The sequence below is a fragment of the Mycobacterium sp. genome, assembly GCF_035633495.1.
Lineage (GTDB): Bacteria > Actinomycetota > Actinomycetes > Mycobacteriales > Mycobacteriaceae > Mycobacterium.
Window position 1 is genome coordinate 1 of the sequence record NZ_DASQEU010000191.1, and the last position, 21,102, is coordinate 21,102.

General features: G+C 68.0%; 21 protein-coding genes. 4 read left to right on the forward strand and 17 right to left on the reverse strand.

All coding sequences use genetic code 11. The features are described 5' to 3' along the window. Nucleotides 1–18 precede the first annotated feature (18 nt). The 12 genes from VET27_RS26765 to VET27_RS26820 all read right to left on the reverse strand — a co-directional run bounded on the left by VET27_RS26765 (nt 19) and on the right by VET27_RS26820 (nt 11,639). Complete coding sequence (locus VET27_RS26765; RefSeq protein WP_526523183.1) at nt 19–348, reverse strand: ArsR/SmtB family transcription factor; 330 nt, start codon at nt 346–348, stop codon at nt 19–21. 212 nt (nt 349–560) lie between these two features. After that, nucleotides 561–2,039, reverse strand: coding sequence for a hydrogenase large subunit (locus VET27_RS26770; RefSeq protein ID WP_526523118.1), 1,479 nt, complete (start codon nt 2,037–2,039; stop codon nt 561–563). Next, nucleotides 2,036–3,505 (reverse strand): complex I subunit 5 family protein, encoded by a 1,470-nt coding sequence (locus VET27_RS26775; RefSeq protein ID WP_526523120.1) that lies wholly within the window; start codon nt 3,503–3,505, stop codon nt 2,036–2,038. Before VET27_RS26775 ends, VET27_RS26770 begins: the two co-directional genes overlap by 4 nt. Then, on the reverse strand, nt 3,505–4,143 hold the full coding sequence (locus VET27_RS26780) for a hypothetical protein (protein ID WP_526523185.1): 639 nt from the start codon (nt 4,141–4,143) through the stop codon (nt 3,505–3,507). Before VET27_RS26780 ends, VET27_RS26775 begins: the two co-directional genes overlap by 1 nt. A 34-nt stretch (nt 4,144–4,177) precedes the next feature. Then, nucleotides 4,178–5,128 carry a respiratory chain complex I subunit 1 family protein gene (locus VET27_RS26785; RefSeq protein WP_526523187.1) on the reverse strand — a complete coding sequence of 317 codons (951 nt, stop codon included), beginning with the start codon at nt 5,126–5,128 and terminating at the stop codon, nt 4,178–4,180. A 5-nt stretch (nt 5,129–5,133) separates the two neighbouring features. Next, a complete protein-coding gene (locus tag VET27_RS26790) occupies nt 5,134–7,065 on the reverse strand; it encodes a complex I subunit 5 family protein (protein WP_526523122.1) in 1,932 nt (643 codons plus the stop codon). A 41-nt stretch (nt 7,066–7,106) separates the two neighbouring features. Further along, entirely contained in the window at nt 7,107–7,589 is a 483-nt protein-coding gene (locus VET27_RS26795; protein WP_526523124.1) for an NADH-quinone oxidoreductase subunit B family protein, read from the reverse strand. Continuing rightward, nucleotides 7,586–7,918, reverse strand: a complete 333-nt coding sequence (locus tag VET27_RS26800) for an ArsR/SmtB family transcription factor (protein ID WP_526523126.1) — start codon at nt 7,916–7,918, stop codon at nt 7,586–7,588. Before VET27_RS26800 ends, VET27_RS26795 begins: the two co-directional genes overlap by 4 nt. Before the next feature lie 537 nt (nt 7,919–8,455). Then, nucleotides 8,456–8,968: a DUF3145 family protein gene (locus tag VET27_RS26805; protein ID WP_526523128.1), complete on the reverse strand. Its 513-nt coding sequence runs from the start codon at nt 8,966–8,968 to the stop codon at nt 8,456–8,458. Nucleotides 8,969–9,079: 111 nt separating this feature from the next. Beyond that, nucleotides 9,080–9,904, reverse strand: a complete 825-nt coding sequence (locus VET27_RS26810) for a serine hydrolase domain-containing protein (protein ID WP_526523130.1) — start codon at nt 9,902–9,904, stop codon at nt 9,080–9,082. An 11-nt stretch (nt 9,905–9,915) separates the two neighbouring features. Further along, complete coding sequence (locus VET27_RS26815) at nt 9,916–10,848, reverse strand: homocysteine S-methyltransferase family protein (RefSeq protein WP_526523132.1); 933 nt, start codon at nt 10,846–10,848, stop codon at nt 9,916–9,918. A 23-nt stretch (nt 10,849–10,871) separates the two neighbouring features. Further along, nucleotides 10,872–11,639, reverse strand: coding sequence for a dioxygenase family protein (locus VET27_RS26820; RefSeq protein ID WP_526523189.1), 768 nt, complete (start codon nt 11,637–11,639; stop codon nt 10,872–10,874). Between the two features lie 41 nt (nt 11,640–11,680). Here VET27_RS26820 and VET27_RS26825 point away from each other — a divergent pair, with 41 nt between their 5' ends. Further along, on the forward strand, nt 11,681–12,766 hold the full coding sequence (locus VET27_RS26825) for an S-(hydroxymethyl)mycothiol dehydrogenase (protein WP_526523134.1): 1,086 nt from the start codon (nt 11,681–11,683) through the stop codon (nt 12,764–12,766). Continuing rightward, entirely contained in the window at nt 12,766–13,392 is a 627-nt protein-coding gene (locus VET27_RS26830; RefSeq protein WP_526523136.1) for an MBL fold metallo-hydrolase, read from the forward strand. The genes VET27_RS26825 and VET27_RS26830 overlap by 1 nt, the downstream gene beginning before the upstream one ends. 5 nt (nt 13,393–13,397) lie before the next feature. Here VET27_RS26830 and VET27_RS26835 read toward each other — a convergent pair whose 3' ends face one another. Then, complete coding sequence (locus VET27_RS26835) at nt 13,398–14,117, reverse strand: SHOCT domain-containing protein (RefSeq protein ID WP_526523138.1); 720 nt, start codon at nt 14,115–14,117, stop codon at nt 13,398–13,400. A gap of 49 nt (nt 14,118–14,166) precedes the next feature. Here VET27_RS26835 and VET27_RS26840 point away from each other — a divergent pair, with 49 nt between their 5' ends. Beyond that, nucleotides 14,167–15,246, forward strand: a complete 1,080-nt coding sequence (locus VET27_RS26840) for a class I SAM-dependent methyltransferase (RefSeq protein WP_526523140.1) — start codon at nt 14,167–14,169, stop codon at nt 15,244–15,246. A 99-nt stretch (nt 15,247–15,345) separates the two neighbouring features. Further along, entirely contained in the window at nt 15,346–15,966 is a 621-nt protein-coding gene (locus VET27_RS26845) for a hypothetical protein (RefSeq protein WP_526523142.1), read from the forward strand. Between the two features lie 26 nt (nt 15,967–15,992). Here the strand turns inward: VET27_RS26845 and VET27_RS26850 are convergent, their stop codons facing one another. Genes VET27_RS26850 through VET27_RS26865 form a run of 4 tightly spaced genes read right to left on the reverse strand, consistent with a single transcriptional unit; the run spans nt 15,993 to nt 21,095 of the window. After that, a complete protein-coding gene (locus tag VET27_RS26850; RefSeq protein ID WP_526523144.1) occupies nt 15,993–17,738 on the reverse strand; it encodes an acyl-CoA dehydrogenase family protein in 1,746 nt (581 codons plus the stop codon). A 10-nt stretch (nt 17,739–17,748) separates the two neighbouring features. Beyond that, the gene (locus tag VET27_RS26855; RefSeq protein WP_526523146.1) at nt 17,749–19,491 is read right to left on the reverse strand and encodes an Hsp70 family protein; all 1,743 of its coding nucleotides are present in this window, start codon (nt 19,489–19,491) and stop codon (nt 17,749–17,751) included. Nucleotide 19,492: 1 nt separating this feature from the next. Beyond that, nucleotides 19,493–20,566: an NAD(P)H-dependent amine dehydrogenase family protein gene (locus VET27_RS26860; RefSeq protein WP_526523147.1), complete on the reverse strand. Its 1,074-nt coding sequence runs from the start codon at nt 20,564–20,566 to the stop codon at nt 19,493–19,495. 1 nt (nt 20,567) lies between these two features. Then, nucleotides 20,568–21,095, reverse strand: coding sequence for a hypothetical protein (locus VET27_RS26865; RefSeq protein ID WP_526523149.1), 528 nt, complete (start codon nt 21,093–21,095; stop codon nt 20,568–20,570). Nucleotides 21,096–21,102: the final 7 nt, after the last annotated feature.

Here is a 21,102-nt window from a genome sequence, read left to right on the forward strand (position 1 = left end):
GTTCGTTCGCCGGTCCGGTCAGCTCTTGGTGCCGCTGACCAGTTCAGGCGCAGGCCGGTCTTCGAGCGTCTCGGCTTGCCCGGCGACCACGCCGGTCAGGATCGCCCGCGCCGTCGCCAGCAGTTCGGCGACCCGCGGCGAGGTCAGCGCGTACGACACCGACAGGCCGTCACGGCGGGCGACGACCAGGCCGGCCCGGCGCAGGATCGACAACTGCTGGGAGAGGTTCGCTGGTTCGATGCCGATCTCGGGCACCATCTCCGACACGGCGTGCTCGCGTTCGCTGAGCAGTTCCAGGACGCGGATGCGGGCGGGATGGCCCAGAGTCTTGAAGAAGTCCGCCTTCATCCGGTATAGCGGCTCGCGCGATCCCTCTACCACGGACTCTCCTCCGGTATCTTGAAACGTGCTGGCATGCGCGCCGGCATTTCACCCACGCCGGGCCGAATGCATTACTTGCGTACCTTAGCAATCTAGCATAAACACAGCTCAACCGCATGAATGCTGTCTGCATTATCTCGTCGCTGTCCGATGACGGGCCGAGTCCGAGCGGCTGCGGGTCAGAGGTCGTTGCCCGCGTAGGACTGGTTGAAGCTCTTGTTGGCCAGCGGGAAGTCCGGGACGATCGTGTTGGCCATCGCGACCGGCAGGGCCGGCCAGTTGAACCAGGACGGGTCGACGATCTTGGCTCGGGTGATCGTCCCGGCAGCGTCGAGTTCGACGCGGTGCACGATGGTCCCCCGCCAGCCTTCGACGATGCCGACGCCGCTGGCTGCCGCATCGGGAGGTGGTGGGGCGGCGATGTAGTCCAGACGCATGTCGGCGGCATCGACGAGGTGCCGGGCCAGGCTGATCGATGCCGCGAATTCGTCGCGGCGCACCGTGTAGCGGGCCAGCACGTCTCCGGCGGTCGCGCGGATCGCGGTGACCGGCAGCGAGGTGGTGGGGTGGTCGATGCGGGCGTCGACGTCCACGCCGCTGGCGCGTGCGACGTAGCCTAGACAGCCGAGTTCGGTTGCTTGCTCCTTGCTCAGTGTGGCGGTGCCGGCGAACCGGTCGTAGATCCCGGCATTGCCCAGGGTCAGCGCGGCGACTTCGGCGAGGTCCGCTCCGATCGCGGTGAGCTCGCGGGGGTTGGGCAACGCCAGCAATCGAATCCCGCCGGGCTCGATGGCGCCGCGAAGCAGTCGGTGCCCGGTGACGGTGTCGTTGATCCGGAGAAGTTGTTCGCGGATTCGTTGGGCGTGGGAGTTGGCCAGGGCGAAGCCGACGTCGTTGGCCAGGGCGCCCAGATCGGTGGCGTGATTGTAGAGGCGTTCCAGTTCGATCAGCAGCGCCCGTAGTCGGTGGACCTCATCGGGCACGGTGATGCCGAGGGCGTCCTCGACGGCCAGGCTGTGCGCCAGGGCGTGACCCGCGGAGGTGTCCCCGCTGATCCTTTCGGCGATGTCGATGGCGTTGGTCGCGGCGCGGCCCTGGAAGAGTTTCTCGATGCCCCGATGGACGAACCAGAGTCGGATCTTCAGCCGCAGAACGGTTTCCCCGACGACGGAGAACCGGAAGTGCCCGGGCTCGATCAGCCCGGCGTGAACCGGGCCGACAGGGATCTCGTAGACTCCGTCGCCGTCGACGGTGAGAAACGGAAAGTGGCCACTGGCCGCGAAATCGGGCGGGGGCCCGGCGTCGGTGCGCATCGGATGCCAGTCCTGGGGCCAGTGCGCGTGGCGGACCATTCGGCGCGGTCGTGGATGCCCGATCAGTTCAATACCGAAGAGGTCCATCATCTCCCGCTCGAACCGCCCGGCAGGGAAGGACAGGTGGGCCAGGGACCGCAACCCGAGGCCATCGGTGGGGATGGTGAGGGTGAGTTCCACGCGGCGATCGGGATTGCCGGCAAGAAACAGCGACACAATCCGGATTGCGTCCCCGTCGTCGTGGGCGGCGACCAGGCCCAGCCGATAGCCGGCCGCGAGCAGTTCCTCGGTCGCGCCGGGTCGTTCCTCGGCGCTCACCCTGCGAGCGTTGCGGTGCGCGTTCACCGTGGCACCCCGAGTTGCTCTGCGGCGGTGTTGAACAGCGCGGTCAACGGACCGGCGGTGACACCCAGCGCGAAGCAGGCCGTCACCCCGATCAGCAGTGAACTGGCGACTGTGACCGGCACCCCGATCGACGGTGATCCCGCTACCGGGTCTCCGAGCAGCATCTTTGCTGAATTGCGCACCAGGGCGGCGAAGGCGATCACGATCAGCAGCAGAACGGCGGCCAGCGCCCAGCCCAGGCGTGCATCAGCCAGTGCGCGGGCCATGGTCAGTTCGCTGGCGAACATCGCGAACGGCGGCAACCCGAGCAGCACCAGCACGCCGATCGCGAACGAGGCGCCGATCAGGCGGGAACGGCGGAACACCGCGGTGATGGCGGGGATCGCGGTGGAGTCATGGGCGGCCTGCAGCTGGCCGCTGGCGAGGAATAGCACGGTCTTGCCGATGCCGTGCGCCAGCACGTGCAGCAGCAGCGCGGCGATCGCCAGCTTCGTGCCGGCCGCGGCCGCGACTGCGATGAGTCCCATGTTCTCCATCGAGGAGTAGGCCAGCATTCGTTTCAAGTCGCTGGTCACGGTCAGCAGCATCGCCGCGACACCGACGGTGGCCAGCCCCACCGCGAGCAGACCCCAGCGCAGGAAGCCTGTTCCGACCGCGGCGTCGATGATCGGTTTGATACGCAGCAGCACCGAGAAGGCGACCGAGAGCAGCACTCCGCTCATCAGCGCCGAAACTGGAGCCGGTGCCTGGCTGTGCGCGTCGGCGAGCCAGGTGTGGAAGGGGACCAGGCCGACCTTGGCGCCGTAGCCGATCAGCAGCAGCCCCCCGGCGAGACGGGTCACCCCGGGATCCAGGCCGCTGGCGTGGGCGACCAGGACGTCGAGGTCCAGGGCGTGACCGCTATCAGCGCCGACGTGCCGCGCCGCGAAGTACAGCAGAATCGTGCCCAGGAACGCCATCGCGATCCCCACCGAGCAGATGATCACGTACTTCCAGGTGGCTTCCAGCGCGGTGCGGGTTCGCCGGTGCCCGACCAGAAACGCGGTGATCACAGTAGTGGCTTCGATTGCGACCCAGATGACACCAATGTTGTTGGCCGACACCGCCACGACCATCGCAGCCATGAAACCCGGGGTGAGCACGCCGTACAGGCGGGCACCCGCGGAGTCGGTGTGCCCGTTGTCGAGTTCGGCGTTGATGTAGCCGATGCCGGCCCCAGTGCTCAGCGTGCCTACCGCGCCGATGACGATCAGCATCACCACCGACAAGGCGTCGGCCCGCAGCAGCCCACCGGCCAGCACATGCGGAGCCGATCCCACGCGGAAAGCGAGCGCGGCCCCGCAGCCCAGGATGCTCAGTGCGCCCAGCATGGTGAGGGTGGCAGTCCAGAGCCGCCAGCCGGCCGCAGCAGTGATCGCCGCGGCGCACAGTGGCACCAGCACCGGTATGAGCACCAGGAGAGTCATCAGTCGTGCAGCTCCTGGAGTGCGTCGAGGTCCGCGCCGCCGAATTTGCGTCGCATTCGGCCGGTGAGGACGCCGATCACGATGACCGCGAAGAGTACGTCCAGGGATGCGCCGAATTCTACGATTACCGGTACACCGGCGGTGAGCAGGAACGCGGTCGCGGCAATCCCGTTGTCCAGCATGAGGAATCCCGCCGCCTGCGAGATGGCGTGGCGTCGGGTTGCCATGACGAACAATGCAATCAGCACCACGGCGAATGCGGCGGGCACCGCGCCGGTGGCCGGTCCGGGCTCGAGGTTCACCACGGGGCGGGTGACGCCAAATGCGATGACCGTCAGTAAAGCCGCGATCAGCAGGGAGGCGGTGGTGTTCACCAGTGGGGTGGCCTCGCGCTGTCCGCGTTCTTCGGCGCCGAGCGCGCGCGACAGCAGCCACGGCAGCAGGACCACGCGCAGCACCGCGATGGCGGCGCCGACCCCGACTAATGCTGCATCGCCCTCGTGTGCGCCGCGGATGAAGAGGATCGCGGCCAGCGCGGCACCCTGCCAGGCGAGCAGCCGGATGATGGATGCCAGGTCGCGGCGCCACACGATCAGGACGGCGGCCAGAACCAGTGCGCCAGCGGCGAGGTCGATCATGCTGGCGAAGGCGGTGTCGGTCACGGTGTAGCCCTCATGCCCGGGCGCTGAAGAAGTTGGCGGCGGTCACTGCGAGCAGCGCCAGCAGGAAGGACCCGGCGAGCAGTTCGGGCACCCGGAACAGTCGTAGCTTGGCGAGAAACACCTCGGCGCCGGCGAGCAGGATCGCCAGGACCGAGACCTTCGCGGCGATCGCGAGGATGCCGACCGCGACGTCCAGGGCGCCGGGATCGGCACCGGCGATGCCCCATGGGATGAACAGGTTCGCCAGCAGCGCGAGCAGCACGGTCAGTCGCATGCCGGAGGCCCATTCGACTACCGCGAGGCGGGGTCCGGCGTATTCGAGGACCATCGCCTCGTGCACCATCGTCAACTCCAGGTGCGTGGCGGGGTTGTCGACGGGAAGGCGGCCGGTTTCGGCGATGATCACCACGACCAGCGCCACGCAGGCGAGCACCCCGGGCAGTGACACCGACTGGGCGGGGTCGTTGACGGTGTGCGCCACGATGGCGCCGAGGTTGGACGACCCGGTCGGGATGGACAGCGCAAACACCGCGAGCAAGATGGTGGGTTCCACCAGGGCGGCGATGGTGATCTCGCGGCTGGAGCCCATCCCGCCGAATGAGGTCCCGGTGTCGATGCCGCCCAAGGTCAACGCGACCGTGCCTAGAAACAACAGGCCGACGACGGCGAACAGGTCGGCGACGGGGTCCAGCGGTGAACCGGTCGCCACCAGGGGCAGCACGGCGACGATGAACAGGGTGGTTCCGGCAAGGATGGCGGGCGCCGCGGTGAACACCATGGTGGTGCCGTGCGGAGTGATCTGCTGTTTGCGGAGCTGTTTGCGCAGATCGCGCCACGGCTGCAGCACCCCGCCGCCGACGCGGCCTTCCAGTCGGGCCCGGACCTGGCGCGTCATTCCGATCACCACCGGAGCGCCAAGGGCGACCCCACTGATCTGCGCGACCCCGGCCAGATACGCGATCGCGTTCATCGCGCCACCAGCAGGACGATCAGGACGCCGATAGCGCCGTAGGCGACGTAGAGATGGACACTGCCGGTATGCGCGCGGCGAACACCGTTGGCGCACAACGCGACCGCCCGGATCACCGGGGTGTAGAGCAGGTCCTGCACCGCGTCGCTGATCCGGGCGCGATAGGCGACCTTGGCAACCAGGAACTGCGATTCCGTGAACGGGGTGACCTCGACATCGGTATCGGGGCGCAGCACGTCATCGAACACCCGTTGCAGCGGTTCGGCGAACGAGGTGGCCGTGTACTGCATGCGTGCGGTGAGGTCATCAGCGCCACACGCCCACAGTGGTAACGCCGTCGGTGCCGGGCGCCGCCGCGACCCCCACCGGGACGCGATGACCGCGACCAGCACTGCGATGACCAGGAACACAGCGATGAGGCCTGGGGCGATCGACCCAGCCAGACCGGGAAGATGCAGCACCGTGCCCAGGCCCGACATGTCGGCGTGCGCTGAGGCGGGCAGTACTGCCATCACCCGCCGCAGCGGGGTGGCGAGCACGAACGGCGCGACCGCGAGAACCACGCATGCAACGGCCGCGGCGACCATGCCGGTGAGCATGCTGGCGGGCGCCTCCCGGGCGTCGGCGGCAGCATCGGAGCGGGGACGGGCCAGGAATCCGATGCCAAACGCCTTCACCATCGCCGCCACCCCGAGGCCAGTGGTCAGCGCGACGGCGCCGACCGCGAGCGGGGTGGCCAGGGCGACCACGGTGTTGGGGTCGGGTGCAGCGTGAATCAGTGACTGCACGAGCAGCCACTCGCTGACGAACCCCGCCCCCAGCGGCAGACCGGAGGCGCCCAGCGCGGCGACTCCAAACAGTATCGTGGTGGCGGGCATGGGTCGGGCCAGACCACCGAGGCGGTCCAGATCGCGCAGCCCGGTCCCGACCAGCACCGATCCGGCGGCCAGGAAACCGAGGCATTTGAACGCGGCATGGGCCACCAGGTGCAGCAGCGCCGCGGCCATCGCCACCGTGGCCGCCGCCGCGGCGCCGGAGTCGGCCAGCAAGGTGGCGGCACCCAACGCCACGGTGATCAACCCCGTGTTCTCGATGGTGGAGTAGGCCAGGAGTCGTTTGAGGTCGGTGGCCACTGATGCCTGCAGCACCCCGTAGATCGCGGACACTGCGCCGATCGCCAGCAGCGTCACTCCCCACCAGCGGGGGCCGGGTCCGAGCAGTTGCAGGTCGATGCGGATGATGCCGTAGATGCCGAGGTTGACCATGGCGGCGCTCATCAACGCCGAGACCGGGCTGGGCGCTTCGGGGTGCGCGCGCGGCAACCAGGCGTGCAGCGGCAGCAGCCCGGCCTTGGAGCCGAAACCGGCCAGCGTCAGCACGAATATCGCGGTGCGGGCACCGGGGGGCACCGCGGACAGGTCGGCGAAGCGGTCGGCCCCGCCTGCCGCGGACATCAGCATCAGGCCGAGCAGGATCGCGACGAACCCGAGCTGGGTCATCACCGCGTAGAACACCGCGGCCGAGCGCACCGCGGGTTGGGTGTGCTCAGCGGCCACCAGGATGAGCGACGCCACCGCCATCAGTTCCCAGGCCAGCAGGAACGTCGACACCGACGCTGCGCCGGGCACCAACAGCATCGCAGCGACGAACAAGGGCAGCACGGCCAGCGGCACGCGGCCCAGGCGCTCGCGGCGGGCGTAGCCGATCGCATAGACCCCGACCGGGACCGCGACCGCACCGGTCAACGCCATGAAGAATCCACCGAGCGGATCGAGTTGGACTGCCACGCCGATCAACGGGATCAACCAGCCGATCTGCACCGAGCGCGGCGGCCCCAGCACCCCGGCCAGCCCGATCCCAACCCCGGCCACACCCAGCACGGAGGTCGCGACTCCGGAACCAGCCGTTCGGAAACCGTTGTGCCGCATCGTGGCCGGCGCTCCCTCAGGCGCCGGTTCGATGGCGAGGGTCACCGTCCGGTCACCGACCGCAGTGCGGCCACGATCTGGGCGGGGGTCGGCGGGCACCCCGGGATCTCGACGTCGACACGCACCACCTCCCCGACGGCGCCGATCACCCCGTAGGCGTCGGCGAACACGCCGCGGTTCAGAGCGCAGTCACCGCAAGCGATCACGACTCGCGGCGCCGGTGTCGCGTCAAGGGTGTTGCGCAGCGGCTGCGCCATGTTGCGGGTCACGACGCCGGTCACCAGCAGTGCGTCGGCGTGCCGTGGCGAAGCGACCAGGCGGGCGCCGAAGCGTTCCGCGTCGTAGACGGGTCCGAATGCGCCGGAGATCTCGACCTCGCAGCCGTTGCACGACCCGGCGTCGACGTGGCGCACCTGCAGCGACCCCGCTATCCCGGTGGGTGTATCGACTGCCATCGGCGGCGCCTCGCCGGCCGGTTCCGTGACCCGGCCAACTTTGACGATCTTGGCGATCCAGTCCCTCACGACGCATCGACCGCCGAAGACCCGAGAGCGTCAACCTGTTCGTCCAGCAACCCGGAGAGCACCGTGCGCGCCACCGTCAGCAGTTCGGCGATGTGGGGCGAAGCGACCGAGTAGGTCACCGCGTTGCCTTGTCGGCGAGCATTCACGATTCCGGCCCTACGCAACACGGTGAGCTGCTGCGACAGGTTCGAGGCTTCCAGGCCCACCGCGGGTAGTAATTCGGTCACCGCGCGGTCCTGGGTGACCAGCAGCTCAAGGATCCGAATCCGTGCAGGATGTGCCATCGACCGGAAGAACTCCGCCTTGAGTGCGTCTAGTGACTCCGCCAACGCGCACCTCCTTCGAGGGTTCTTCGATCTCTGCAATCCATTAGTTAATGAATTTAGTATATAGGCAACAGGCAGAACCCGCGCCTTCGGCCGTTCGGTGCTGGTCGCGGTCGTAGGCCCCGCCAGCGGAACGTGTCTCGCCGCGTCTCCGTTAGGCCAGGGCCAGCTTGAGGGCGTGTGCGATCGTGGCGAGATTTTGCTCGCTGATCTCATAGGGCTGGTCGGGCCCGATCAGGTCGCGAGGTCCTTAGTCAAAGGGTCCCCCCTCGACGGTGGAGATCACGACGGCTTCGGAGACCTGCATCGTGGCTTCAGAGAAGGCCGTTCACCGACCATGATCGCGCACTGTCGTGATGCCCCGCCGCCGACGCACCCGAGACCAAGAAACGCGCCGCGGCCATCACCGCCGAACGCCAACACAACCACGACATGCGCACCACCCCAGCCACACCCGAGTTCCGCTGCGACGAAGACATCGAATACGAGGACACCTTCACGAAGGAGCCGGAACCGCCACCGTTCTGAAACGGGGACCGGCTACCCGACGCCCCTGTTGAGCCAGGTGACTTCACCCGTGTCGCCGCCACCGCGGTAGACCTCGAGGGCCTCGTCCCAGGCGGTGCCGAGCACCGTGTCCAATTCGGCGGCCAGGGCGTCGGCGCCGGACGACATGAGTCCGCGCAGGCGCAACTCACCGACCATCACGTCGCCGTTGGCACTCATCACGCCGCTCCACAGTCCGAGTTGCGGGGTGTGGCACCAACGATGGCCGTCCACGCCTTCGCTCGGGTCTTCGGTGACCTCGAAGCGAAGCACCGACCACGACCGCAACGCGTTCGCCAGGGCGGCGCCGGTGCCGACCGGGCCCACCCAGTTGGTGACAGCACGAAGCTGCCCAGGCATCGCGGGCTGAGGCGTCCACTTGAGGTTGGCCTTCGCCGACAGGGTCGACGAAAGCGCCCACTCCACGTGTGGACATACCGCCGCGGGCGAGGCGTGGACATACACCACACCGGTGGCCGTGTCGGCGAACTGGTTCGATGCACGCATCATCTGCTCCTTCGGCTCCAAAAGGGACGTCTTCCCCGACGACCTGGTGCATGCCAAGAAGATGCAGTTGTTTCGTGCGTGTCTATTGTGCCCTGTGGGGCCACTGTTGCGCTAGTCTGTGCCGAATTCTCTCAGCACTCCATCAGAGAGCGCCGGCCACAGCGGATGCGCCCAGTCGCCGAAGTCTCGGTCGGTGAGTGCCACCAACGCCAGTTCAGCGGCGGGATCCACCCAGAGGAACGTGCCCGACTGACCGAAGTGCCCAAACGTTCGGCCCGAGTTCAGCGAACCCGTCCAGTGCGGTGACTTGCCGTCGCGGATCTCGAATCCCAGACCCCAGTCGTTCGGCCGTTGCGCGCCGTACCCCGGCAGAACCCCCGACAGCCCGGGAAACTGCACCGAGACGGCGTCGGAGTGCATCTGCGGCGACACCAACACGGGCCGCAACAGCTCGGCGGCGAACAGTGCGAGGTCCGCCACCGTCGACTGACCGCTGAACCCGGCGGCAGCGGCACCGCCCACCAACGATGACGCGCCCATGCCGAGCGGTTCGAAGACCGCCTCGGTCAGGTACCGGTCGAACGGGATCTCCGACGCCCGTTCCACCACGGCGGCGAGGACGCCGAAGCCCTCGTTCGAGTAGACGCGCCGTTCGCCCGGCTCGGCGATGACGTCGGGTGACCGCATCGACAGACCCGAGGCGTGGGCGAGCAGGTGGCGCACCGTCGACCCCGGCGGCCCGGCCGGAGTGTCGAGTTCGACGACACCCTCCTCCACCGCGACCTGAACGGCGCGGGCAACCAACAGCTTCGTGACCGATGCGAGAGCGAACCGCCGATTGTTCTCACCGAATTCGGCGAGCACGCCCGATGGCCCCACCACGGCGGCTGCGGCCGTCGGGACCGGCCAGTCTGCGACGACTTCGAGAGCGGACATGCCGATGGAGCCTAGTGGGACCTCAGTCGGCGCCAGATCGCCGCCACGTGGCGCGCGTCGGTGCCACAGCAGCCACCGAAGACCGTCGCCGCGGGCAGGCGTTCGCGCAGTGCAGCCGTTCCAGCGCCGAAGTCGTCGGGGTCGCCCTCGTCGAGTTCCTCCGCCTCGTCCAGTTCGGCATGACTCCTCGTCGAGGCGTTCAACCTCAGGCCGATCACCCGTCGAAGCCACGGGCCCTCCTCGTCGAAGCTCGTCGCGAGATGGGTCGGGTGCGCACAGTTGACCATGAAGTAGGCCGCGCTCTGGTCCGTCGCGGCGTCTACCTGCTCGATGGCCTCTCGCAACGACTGCCCGGTGGCAAGCCGTCCGTCGGTCTCCACCGTGAACGAGATCGCTGCGGGAATGTCTGCCGCCGCGGCGGCCTTCACGATTCCGATGGCCTCCGCGACGTTGTTCATGGTCACTGCAGTGACCTGATCTGCGGTGGTCCCGGCGAAGGTGGCGATCTGAACGGAGTGGTAGCGCTCGGCTTCCGCGGCGGTCATCGACTCCTCGCGTGGCCCGATGCAGCCGCTGACGACCGCGGTGATGCCGTCGAGAGCCGCCGCCGCGCGAACCTCCTCGGCGACTTCGATGGCCTCCCGGTTGACCGCGTCCAGTCGTTCGGGTGAGAACCCAAGTCGCGCCGCCCAATCGGAATTGGCACGCCAGGTCGCCGCCTCCACGACGAAGCCCGTTTCGTGCTCGCGGGCGATGTCGAGGTAGCCCGCGTAATAGCGACGGAGCGCGTCTCGAGTGTCGGGCTCCTCGAGAAGGGGAAAGGCCGCGAAGCACGGCAGCTCGATGCCGTGATGGAAGACGAGATCGGTCTCCAGGCCCCCATCGGTGACGAACATCTGATCGCCCGCGAGTTGGGGCAACTGCCGCCGCTGGTTGAGTTCCATGTCGATCACGTCCAACGTATCGCTCAGACCAGTTCGAGGGACCTCTTCGCCAAACCCATCCAGAACCCGTCGACGACCTGTTCCGGCACCCGTTCGGGATCCTGCGATGCGCCGAGCGCGACGAACAACGGCGCGAAGTGCTCGATGGTGGGATGGGCGTGGGGCATCCCGGGCGCCTTGGCGCGGAAGTCGATCAGCGCGTCGAGGTCGCCCGCGGCGAAACGCTCCGCCGCCCACGCGTCGAACTCCCGCGACCAGCCCGGCGCGGCGGCGTTCGGGGTCGGATCGGTCAGGAACGGCAGTCCGTGCGTGGTGAAACCCGACCCGATGATCAGCACGCCTTCGTCACGCAACGGCCGCAGTCGCGCCCCGAGGTCCAAGAGTCGTTGCGGGTCGAGCGTCGGCATCGACAGCTGCAGCACCGGGGTCGACGCGTCGGGGTACATCACCGTGAGCGGCACGTAGGCACCGTGGTCCAGCCTGCGGTCCGGGTCGTGTGCGACGGTCTCACCGTCGGGCATCAAGGCCTCGACGCGGGCAGCCAGGTCGGGCGCCCCCGGAGCGTCGTAGGTGACGTCGTAGTAGTGCGGCGGGAATCCCCAGAAGTCATACGTCAGTGGAGTTTTCGTGGTCGTCGAGCCGATGGTCAGCGGCGCCGCCTCCCAGTGCGCGGACACCACCAGAATCGCGTCGGGCCGCGGTAGCCGCGCCGACCACCCGGCCAGCTCGGACACCCACCTCTCGTCGTCGACGAGCGGCGGTGCGCCGTGAGACAGGAACAGGGCGGGGATCACCGACCAAGTTTCTCACCTCGGCCGCTAGGTTGTATGCCATGAGTCAGACGGTGCGTGGTGTCATTTCTCGTTCCAAGAAGCAGCCTGTCGAGTTGGTCGACATCGTCATCCCGGACCCCGGTCCCGGTGAGGTGGTCGTCGACGTCATCGCGTGCGGGGTGTGCCACACCGACCTGACGTACCGCGAAGGCGGCATCAACGACGACTATCCGTTCCTGCTCGGCCACGAGGCCGCGGGCTGCGTGGAATCCGTCGGCGACGGCGTCACCAACGTGGCACCCGGCGACTTCGTCATCCTCAACTGGCGCGCGGTCTGCGGGCAGTGCCGGGCCTGCAAGCGCGGGCGCCCCTGGTACTGCTTCGACACCCACAACGCCACCCAGAAGATGACCCTCACCGACGGCACCGAACTCACCCCCGCCCTGGGTGTGGGGGCCTTCGCCGACAAGACCCTGGTCCACGAAGGCCAGTGCACCAAGGTCGACCCCGAGGCCGACCCCGCCGTCGCCGGCCTGCTCGGCTGCGGCGTGATGGCAGGCATCGGAGCCGTGATCAACACCGGAAACGTGGGCCGCAACGACACCGTCGCGGTCATCGGCTGCGGCGGCGTCGGGGACGCCGCCATCGCGGGCGCCGCCCTGGTCGGCGCCAAGCAGATCATCGCCGTCGACATGGACAACCAGAAGCTGGACTGGGCGCGGGAGTTCGGGGCCACCCACACCATCAACGCCAAGGAATTCGACGTCGTCGAGACCATCCAGGACCTCACCGACGGCAACGGCGTCGACGTCGTCATCGACGCGGTCGGACGCCCCGAGACCTGGAAGCAGGCCTTCTACGCCCGCGACCTGGCCGGCACCGTCGTCCTGGTCGGGGTCCCAACCCCCGACATGACCCTGGAGATGCCGCTGGTCGACTTCTTCTCCCGCGGCGGCTCCCTGAAGTCCTCCTGGTACGGCGACTGCCTACCCGAACGCGACTTCCCCGCCCTGATCAGCCTCTACCGCCAGGGCCGCCTGCCACTGGAGAAATTCGTCTCCGAACGCATCGGTTTGGACGGCATCGAGGACGCCTTCCACAAGATGCACGCCGGTGAGGTCCTGCGCTCCGTGGTGATGCTCTAGTGGCTACCAACATCCAGCGACTGGTCACCAGCGGCACCTTCGAGCTCGACGGCGGCAGCTGGGACGTCGACAACAACATCTGGATCGTCGGTGACGACAAGGACGTCGTGGTGTTCGACGCCGCCCACACCGCCGAACCCATCATCGAGGCCGTCGCCGGTCGCAACGTGGTCGCCATTGTCTGCACCCACGGCCACAACGACCACGTCACCGTCGCCCCCGAACTCGGCAAGGCCCTCGACGCGCCGGTCCTGCTGCATCCCGCCGACGACGTGCTGTGGCGCATGACCCACCCGGACGACGACTTCCACGGCGTCGACGACGGACTGGTCCTTCAGGCGGGTGAGGTGGAACTGCGTGCGCTGCACACTCCGGGCCACTCCCCGGGCTCGGTCTGCTGGTACGCCCCCGAACTGGGCGCCGTGTTCAGCGGCGACACCCTGTTCAGCGGTGGCCCCGGCGCGACGGGACGGTCCTACTCCGACTTCCCCACCATCCTGGAGTCCATCTCAGGACGCCTCGGCAGGCTGCCCGGCCCGACGGTCGTCTACACCGGCCACGGTGATACCACCACCATCGGCGACGAGATCGTCAACTACGACGAGTGGGTCGCCCGGGGACACTGAGGCGACTAGAGGCCGTCGAGCACCCGCTTCTTCTCGGTCTCGTATTCGTCCTCGGTCAACGCACCCGAATCACGCAGCCGGGCAAGCGTATTGAGTGTCTGAACGCGGATGCCCTGATCGCTCGGGACGGCCTGGATCGGCGGCGGGATCCCGTCGCTTGTGGCCCATGTCGGTGCCAGGTGCTCACTGCGTCTGACCCGGGCCGCCCAGACCCGCGCGATGATCAGGTCGACGACGGCGAACCCGAAGACCGCCGCGAGGATCCACGGGAGATGTCCGTAGCTGCTGCCGTGCCCGAACGTGAGCGTCGGGTTGAGATACGCGCTGACGTTGCCGTCGACCTCGATGCCGTAGGCGCCCTCGACCGGGACGTCGAGGTACCCGATGCGGACGCGTGCATCGTTGTTCACCGTCGTCGTGCTGCCGTAGTCCTCCGTCAGCTGCGCATCGACGCCCCCCGGCCCGGTGATGCGGTACTTCAGGGGCGGCACGGGCAGGCCGCTTCCGCTGCCGCCGACGAGCACCGTGTGAAAGGTGACCGTCACCTCCTCGCCCGCGGGTAGCTGCAGGCTGCTCGACCCCGGGATGGGGACCTCGCCGTAGGCGTCGTACTCGTCGAACACGAAGGCGTTGAGAATCAACGTGACGACGAACCCGATCGCCGCGGCGACCATCGTGAACACCGCCACGAACGTCAGGAGCCGCGGCCCCGTCCGGCTCTTCATGGACCGCAGTCTGTCACGTCGGCGCGCTTGACGGGTTACCGTTTGCGGTATGCCCCAGTCAAGTGTCGTGGTGCAACCGGAGCCCTTGGACAGCGGCTCGTACACCGCCTCGTCTCGGCTGCAGGCAGCCGGATTGCAGCGGGCGATAACGCTTTTCGAACAAGCCGCCGAGGCGGTCCCCATCCCCCGGCCGCCACGGCCCATCGTGATCGCGGACTACGGCGCGGCGACCGGGCACAACTCCCTTCTGCCCATCGGCGCGGCAATCGCCGTGTTGCGCAAGCGGACCCGGCCCGAGCACTCCGTGCTGGTAACGCACACCGACGTACCCGAGAACGACTTCACCGAGCTCTTTCGCACCCTGAGCGATGACCCCGACACGTACCTCAAGAAGGACCACGCGTCGTTCGCGTCTGCGGTCGGACGGTCCTTCTACTCCCAGATCGTGCCGTCCAACAGCGTGAACCTGGCCTGGTCGGCCTGGTCGATCCAGTGGCTGGCGCGCACGCCGATGCCCGTCCCCGATCACGTCCTGGTGGCGCACAGCCGCGACGAGGAGGTCCGCACCGCATACGCAAGGCAGGCGGCGCATGACTGGCACGAGTTCGTCGCGTTCCGCGGCCGCGAACTGAGCCCCGGTGGGCGGCTGGTCGTGATGACGATGGCACTCGCCGAGGACGGCGGCTTCGGCTACCGGCCCCTGCTTGACGCCATCTCCGAGACGTTGACCGACCTGGTGGCGCAGGAACTGCTGACCGACGACGAACTGCACGGGATGACGCTTCCGATTGTCGGGCGTCGCGCTCGCGACTTCTCGTCGCCCTTCGCCCCGTCGGGCACCTTCGAGAAGCTGACGGTCGAACATCTCGAGGTGTTCGACGCCGAGGACCGGTTCTGGGCGCAGTACCGGATCGACGGGAAGTCCGACGCACTCGGTGACAGATGGGCGGCATTCCTGCGCGCGGCGGCGTTCCCGACCCTGGCCGCCGCTCTGCCCGCAGACCGCCGCGCCGGCTTCCTCGACGCGCTCTCCTCGGGTGTCGCAGAACGGTTGGCCGCATCACCTGCCGAGGTGCAGATTCCGTTGGCGCTGGTCGTCATCGAGAAGCAGCAACGCGCGCAGCCTTGACCCGGCCCCCGCGCCCATTGCCACCCGCCCTCGTGCGGAGGACGATGAATCCCGACGGCGGCGCCGTCTAGACGCTGCCCCGTCCAGAGGAGGCAGATCATGTATGCACGAACAACCACCATCGGGGCCATGCCCTCGTCCGTAGATGCAGGCATCGCCTACGTCCGCGATGCAGTGATGCCCAAGCTCGAAGGCCTCGAAGGCCACATCGGCATATCCGTGTTGGCCGACCGGTCGTCTGGCCGCTGCATCACCACCAGCGCATGGGAATCAGAGGAGGCGATGCGCGCCAGTACCGAGGCCGTTCAGTCGTTGCGCAGCCGCGCTGCGGAGATCATGGGCGGCAGTCCGACCGTCGACGAATGGGAGATCGCGGTGCTGCACCGTGAACACGCTGCGGGTGATGGCGCCTGCGTCCGGGTCACGTGGGTCAAGGTCGATCCGGCCCAGGTCGATCCGGGTATCGAGATGTTCAAGACGACCGTCCTGCCCGCCCTCGAAGAACTCGAAGGTCTTTGCAGCGCAAGCTTGTTGGTCGATCGCGCGTCAGGTCGTGCGGTCTCGTCGGCGGCGTGGGACAGCGTCGAGGCGATGGAGCGCAACCAAGACCGATTGGATGCGCTCAGAGCGTCGGCATCCAGGGATGCGGACGCCCAGGTCCTCGATGAGCACGACTTCGAGTTGACGATCGCCCACCTGCGAGTCCCCGAGATGGCCTAGACGCGCGGGAAGCGCACCACTGACCGTCAGGGCGCCATCTCGTAGGCGCCGTCGTAGGCCTTGACGCGTTCCCATACCCGGGCGAAGCGCGCGGCGTCGGGCACCGGTTTGCGGACCGCCGCGAGTGCCCAATCCTGCTGTGCTTGCGTGGAGGTCGGCTTGCCTTGCAGCGCAATGGCATAGGTATTGAAGTCGCTGATCTGAAAGCCGAAGATCTGATCGACGACGTCGTCGTCGAGTCCGGTGAGTGCAGCCTGCTCGAGGATCAGCTGGCCGTACACGATCAACGAGAACAGGTGCCCGACGTTCAGCAGGAAGTCCAGGTCCTTCGCTTGCTCGGCGTCGGGCGCGGCCGTCACCAGCAGCTCCCGGAACGCCTGCGCCTGCTCGTAGAACCGCGCCACGTTCGGGATCCGGGTGTGGCTCTCGTAGACCGGAGTCCAGTCGGCGAACTGGATCGCGCCCGCGCCGCGGGTCGGTCCCTGGTTCCAGAAGAACGCGTCGTCAGCGGCGTCGGTGCGGGTGGGAATCTCCGGATATTCCCTCGGATTGAGCATGTAGTTCGGCATGAACTTCAGGACCAGGCCGACGTTGACGTGCACCGTGCCCTCGAGCCGGGGCAGGCAGCCGATCAGCTGGGCAACCTCCCGGAACATGGTGTTCTTCTCGTAACCCTTGGCCGCGATCACGTCGTGTAGCGAGCGCATCACCGTCTCGCCCTCCATCGTCACCTTGGCCTTGGTCATGGGATTGAACAGCAGGTAGCGCCGATCCTCCAGGCTGGCGCTGCGGAAGTAGTCGATCGCACGTCGACTGAACGCCTTCATCGCGATCATGCGCGAATAGGCGTCGACGAAGTTCACCCGGACGTGACCGAAGTCGGTGACCGGGTTGCCGTAGAGGATGCGGTTCTGCGCGTGGGTGATCGCCTCGTAGAAGGCGTGCTCACACATGCCGATCGACGACGAGCACAGGTTGAACTTCCCGACGTTGACCGTATTCAGTGCTGCAGCAAAGGCTTCCACGCCAGTGTGCAGGATGTCCTCAGCCCGCACCGGGTAATTCTCCAGGCGGAACGTGCTCACGTAGATCTGCATGTGCACGACGTTGTCGATCAGGTGGTAGTTCTCGTGCCGACTGTCCGCTGCGAAGAAGACGTACCCGTCCTGGCCCTCCACGTCCCCGCGCCTGCCGAACACCGACACGAGGCTGGCGACGTTGCCGTTGCCGATGTAGTACTTCTCCCCCGACGCGCGGTACAGGATGCCGTTGGCCTGGTCCTCCTCGCTCGCCAGCGTCAGCACCATGTCGGTGCTGTAGACGTCCGCGCCGTGTTCGCGCTCGGACAGTCCGAACGCCATCACCTCGCCGGCCTCGAGGTCGTCGGCGGCCCTGAGTTTGGCGTCCTTGTTCTCGCTCTGCCAGACCGGCCCGAGGCCGAGGATCGTGACCTGCTCGGTGTACCAGTACGTCAACCCGTAGAAACCGAGGATCTCGGCCAGCGCGGCGTTGCGTGCGCCGTCCCAGCGCTTGTCGGGGTTGCCGTCGGCGAACTCGGCCGGGGTGAGGAAGGTGGCGAACAGCTTCTCCCGCTTGACGAAGTCGACGAAGTCGGCGGGCCACTGCGCCTTCAGGTCGTCGTCCAGGATCCGTTTCTTGCCCTGATCCTCGAAGAAGTCGATTGTGGCGCGGAGTAGTCGCCGCGTCTCGACGTCGAATTCCTCCGGGTCGTAGGTATTCGGATCGAAGAGCAGGCCGTCGGTCTCGTTCATGGCCACGAGCCTAGGGCTGTGCCGGCTGGATCGGTGCCGGAACGAACGGCAGACCCGGGATGGTCTGGTACGGCAGCGTCGGGATGACCGGCGGCGGTGCCGTCGACGAGGGCGGCGGCTCCGTCACCGTCGGAGGCGCGGTCGTCGGGGGCGGTGGCGCCTCCGTCGCCGGCGGTGGCGTCTCCGACGCGGGTGGCGGTGGCGGTTCCTGGGTCAGCGTGACGACGGGCGGAGGCGGCGCCTGTCGGTCGGTGGTCTGATCCGGAGCCTGCGTGACCGGCGGCGGAGCCTCCGGCGGGGACTGCGGAACCACGGAGGCCGGAGGCGCTGTCGTGGTGGTCGTCACCGGGGGCGACGACGGTGACGGCGGTGGCGACTCGTCGCTGCGCAGCGCGTAGAGCAGGGCAGCGCCGATCGCCAGCAACACCGCAATCGCGCCGATCGCGAGGATTCCGACGGGGCGGCGATACCACGGCACGGGCGCATCGGCCGCCTCGGCGTCGACCTCGTGGTCGGCGAACGCGATCTCCGGCCGGGGGTCGTACGGCTCGTACCCGGTGTCGTCATAGCTGGGGTCTGCGGGCGCCGGCTCGGGAAGGTCGTCCGCGTCCGACCACGCTAGGGCCCGAAACGTCGACGACGCCGGTGCACCCTGATCGACGGGAGGCAGCGGGACGACGGGGGCGACGACCGCGGGCGCCAGCGAGGTCGCACCGTCGGGCACCAGACCGCGAACGGCCTTCAGTCCGCCGCCGATCGCGGCTGCCAACTCCGGCTGCGCGGAGGTGATGACGGGGACCCGCAGATGCTCTGACAGCGACGTGACGAGGATCGGGATGCGCGCCCCTCCCCCGACTGCGGCCACGGCGACGAGGTCACTCGGCCGGATCCCGCTGCGCTGCAAGGTGTCCCGCACGACCTCGATGAGGCCGTCCAGCGGCTGGCGGATCGCCTCGTCGAGCTCGGTGCGCGTGACTCTCACCTCGGTGCGATGACCCGGCAGTTCGACGGCGAACGACGTGACGGACGACGTCGACAAGCGTTCCTTGGCCGCCCGGCACTGGCCGCGCAGTCGACTCAAGGACCCGATGGCCGACGTACCCGTCAGATCCACTGAATCCGAGGCGGCCAGATCACCGACCACCCGGCTCAGAAGGGCCTGATCGACGAGGTCGCCCGAGAAGTCGGAATGTCGAACGGTCGGACCCATCGGCTGGAATCCGCGGGCGGCGTCGGCCAGGGTGACGCTGGCGCCGGTTCCGCCGACGTCGCAGAGGGCGATGATTCCCCGCGACGGTACGCCGGGATCATCCTGCAGCGCGGTGAGCGAGGCGACGGCGTCAGAAGTGAGCTGCGCCCCACGGAGCTCGGGTTGGGCGGCAAGTGCGCCGCGCAACGCGTCGACGGCGGACGGACGCCAGTGGGCCGGATGCGTGACCGCGACCGGCTCGGTGGGCGGTCGACCGCCGGTCAATGCGTACAGCAGCGAACGCAGCGCGTCGGCGAGGAGGGCTTCGGCGCGGTGCGACGAGCCGTCTGCAGCGACGATGGCCACCGGATCGCCGACGCGGTCCACGAAGTCGGTGATGATCAGCCCGCGCTCGGCCAGGTTCGGATTCTCGCTGGGTACGCCCACCTCGGCGGGCCGGTGCGGATAGAGAGTCAGCACCGGCGATCGGGTCACCGCGGACCGGCCGACCGCCACCGCCCGCAAAGCGGTAGCACCGACCGAGAGTCCTATTCCGTCTGCCACGTCATCGAATTGTGCCCTGCCCAGCAATCAGCGGTAGATCCAGAGGGGTCACCCAGCCCGGCGGGAGGTCGTTGACGGCGGGCACCGCGTTGAGCGCGCGCAGTCCCGTGGCGAGGCAGCCCGCCGCCGCGGCGTCGCGCCCCGAACCGTCGGTGAACCGGAACGCGGTCTCCTGGGAGATGCTCGGCGTGCCCTCGATGTCGACCCGGTAGACGTCGTTGTCATTGCCCGACGGCCAGTCCGGGGCGGCGTCGGGTCCGATCCTGTTGACGTGCTCCAGTTGGATGCGGGTCTCGCCTTTGAAGACGCCGTTGATGGTGAACCGGACGGCGGCGACGTTGCCCGGGGCGATGACGCCCTTGACCGTCTTGCGCTCGTCGGGCGTGACCCATTTTTCCCACGTGGTGGTGATTTCGTCGAGCTTGATGCCTGCGGCGTGCGCGATCATCGGAACCGTTGCGCCCCAGGCGAAGATGAGGATGTCCGGCGTCTCCAGGAGCGGACGGTGCTCGGGCGGTTTGCCGATGCCCATCTCGAACTCGTAGTCGCCTTCGTAGTTGGTGTAGTCGAGCAGTTCGGACGCCCGCACCGTGCGGATCTCCGAACACAGGCCCATCAACGTCATCGGGAACAGGTCGTTGGCGAATCCGGGGTCGATGCCCGTCGTGAAGCACGACGACCGGCCCGCCTCGCAGGCGTCGGTGATCGGCTGGATCCACGTCGGCGGGTTGAGGTGCATCGCGGGCCACACCCACGGCGTCATCGAGGTCGAGCACACGTCGATGCCCGCCCGGAGGAGCCGCGTGATGAGCGCGATGTTGTCGTCGGCCTGCGCGGCCGTCGGCCCGTAGTGGACCACCGCATCGGGCTTGAGCGCGATGAGCGCGTCGACGTCGTCGGTGGCGGTCAGGCCGATCGGGGCACCGAGCCCGCAGATTTCGCCGACGTCGCGGCCCACCTTCTCGGGGCTGCTCACGCCGACGCCGACGAGCTCGAATGCCGGGTGCTTGACGATCTCGGCGATCACCATCCTGCCGACGAAGCCAGTGCCCCAGACCACCACGCGTTTGGTCATGTCAGAAGCATCGCTTCAGGCCGCCGGGCTCGCAGTAGAGCGGATACTGCTGGACCGGGATGGGCAGCGGCCTGGCGAACGCGAGGGTGAACGGCGACTTGACGACCTTCGCGGTGACCTGGCCGTTGCACACGTTGCTGTTGCTCACCGACCGCGTCCCGGTCATCGCCACGTCGTCGAATTCGTAGGTCTCCTGGATGGGCCCCGTACTGCCGTCCGGGCACGTCATGCCGTCCTTGATGTTGGTGGAGAACGTCCACAGCCCGCCGGTGAGGCGGGCGTCGCCGCCGCTGACCTGGAGTGAGGACGGCGCGACGTGCAGCCGGCACGCGACGGGCAGTTCGAGGTTGTCGCGCAGGTCGCCGACGGTGGGAACGCAGCTCGGGTAGATGGTCCACTCGGCGTGGACGTCCCCCTGGTCGTAGCCGTAGATGCCCTGCATGGCCTGTTCCGCGTGGGCCGGACCCGAGAACCCGAGGATTGAACTCGTCAAGACCGCGGCGACGGCGAGCACTCGGGCGATCGTCATGCCCCGA

Bases quoted from the DNA above. Each gene is read 5' to 3' on its own strand.
- VET27_RS26765 (WP_526523183.1), bottom strand. From the start codon at position 348: ATGAAGGCGGACTTCTTCAAGACTCTGGGCCATCCCGCCCGCATCCGC.
- VET27_RS26775 (WP_526523120.1), bottom strand. From the start codon at position 3,505: ATGACTCTCCTGGTGCTCATACCGGTGCTGGTGCCACTGTGCGCCGCG.
- VET27_RS26780 (WP_526523185.1), bottom strand. From the start codon at position 4,143: ATGATCGACCTCGCCGCTGGCGCACTGGTTCTGGCCGCCGTCCTGATC.
- VET27_RS26790 (WP_526523122.1), bottom strand. From the start codon at position 7,065: ATGCGGCACAACGGTTTCCGAACGGCTGGTTCCGGAGTCGCGACCTCC.
- VET27_RS26805 (WP_526523128.1), bottom strand. From the start codon at position 8,968: ATGCGTGCATCGAACCAGTTCGCCGACACGGCCACCGGTGTGGTGTAT.
- VET27_RS26810 (WP_526523130.1), bottom strand. From the start codon at position 9,904: ATGTCCGCTCTCGAAGTCGTCGCAGACTGGCCGGTCCCGACGGCCGCA.
- VET27_RS26815 (WP_526523132.1), bottom strand. From the start codon at position 10,848: ATGGAACTCAACCAGCGGCGGCAGTTGCCCCAACTCGCGGGCGATCAG.
- VET27_RS26825 (WP_526523134.1), top strand. From the start codon at position 11,681: ATGAGTCAGACGGTGCGTGGTGTCATTTCTCGTTCCAAGAAGCAGCCT.
- VET27_RS26835 (WP_526523138.1), bottom strand. From the start codon at position 14,117: ATGAAGAGCCGGACGGGGCCGCGGCTCCTGACGTTCGTGGCGGTGTTC.
- VET27_RS26840 (WP_526523140.1), top strand. From the start codon at position 14,167: ATGCCCCAGTCAAGTGTCGTGGTGCAACCGGAGCCCTTGGACAGCGGC.
- VET27_RS26845 (WP_526523142.1), top strand. From the start codon at position 15,346: ATGTATGCACGAACAACCACCATCGGGGCCATGCCCTCGTCCGTAGAT.
- VET27_RS26850 (WP_526523144.1), bottom strand. From the start codon at position 17,738: ATGAACGAGACCGACGGCCTGCTCTTCGATCCGAATACCTACGACCCG.
- VET27_RS26860 (WP_526523147.1), bottom strand. From the start codon at position 20,566: ATGACCAAACGCGTGGTGGTCTGGGGCACTGGCTTCGTCGGCAGGATG.
- VET27_RS26865 (WP_526523149.1), bottom strand. From the start codon at position 21,095: ATGACGATCGCCCGAGTGCTCGCCGTCGCCGCGGTCTTGACGAGTTCA.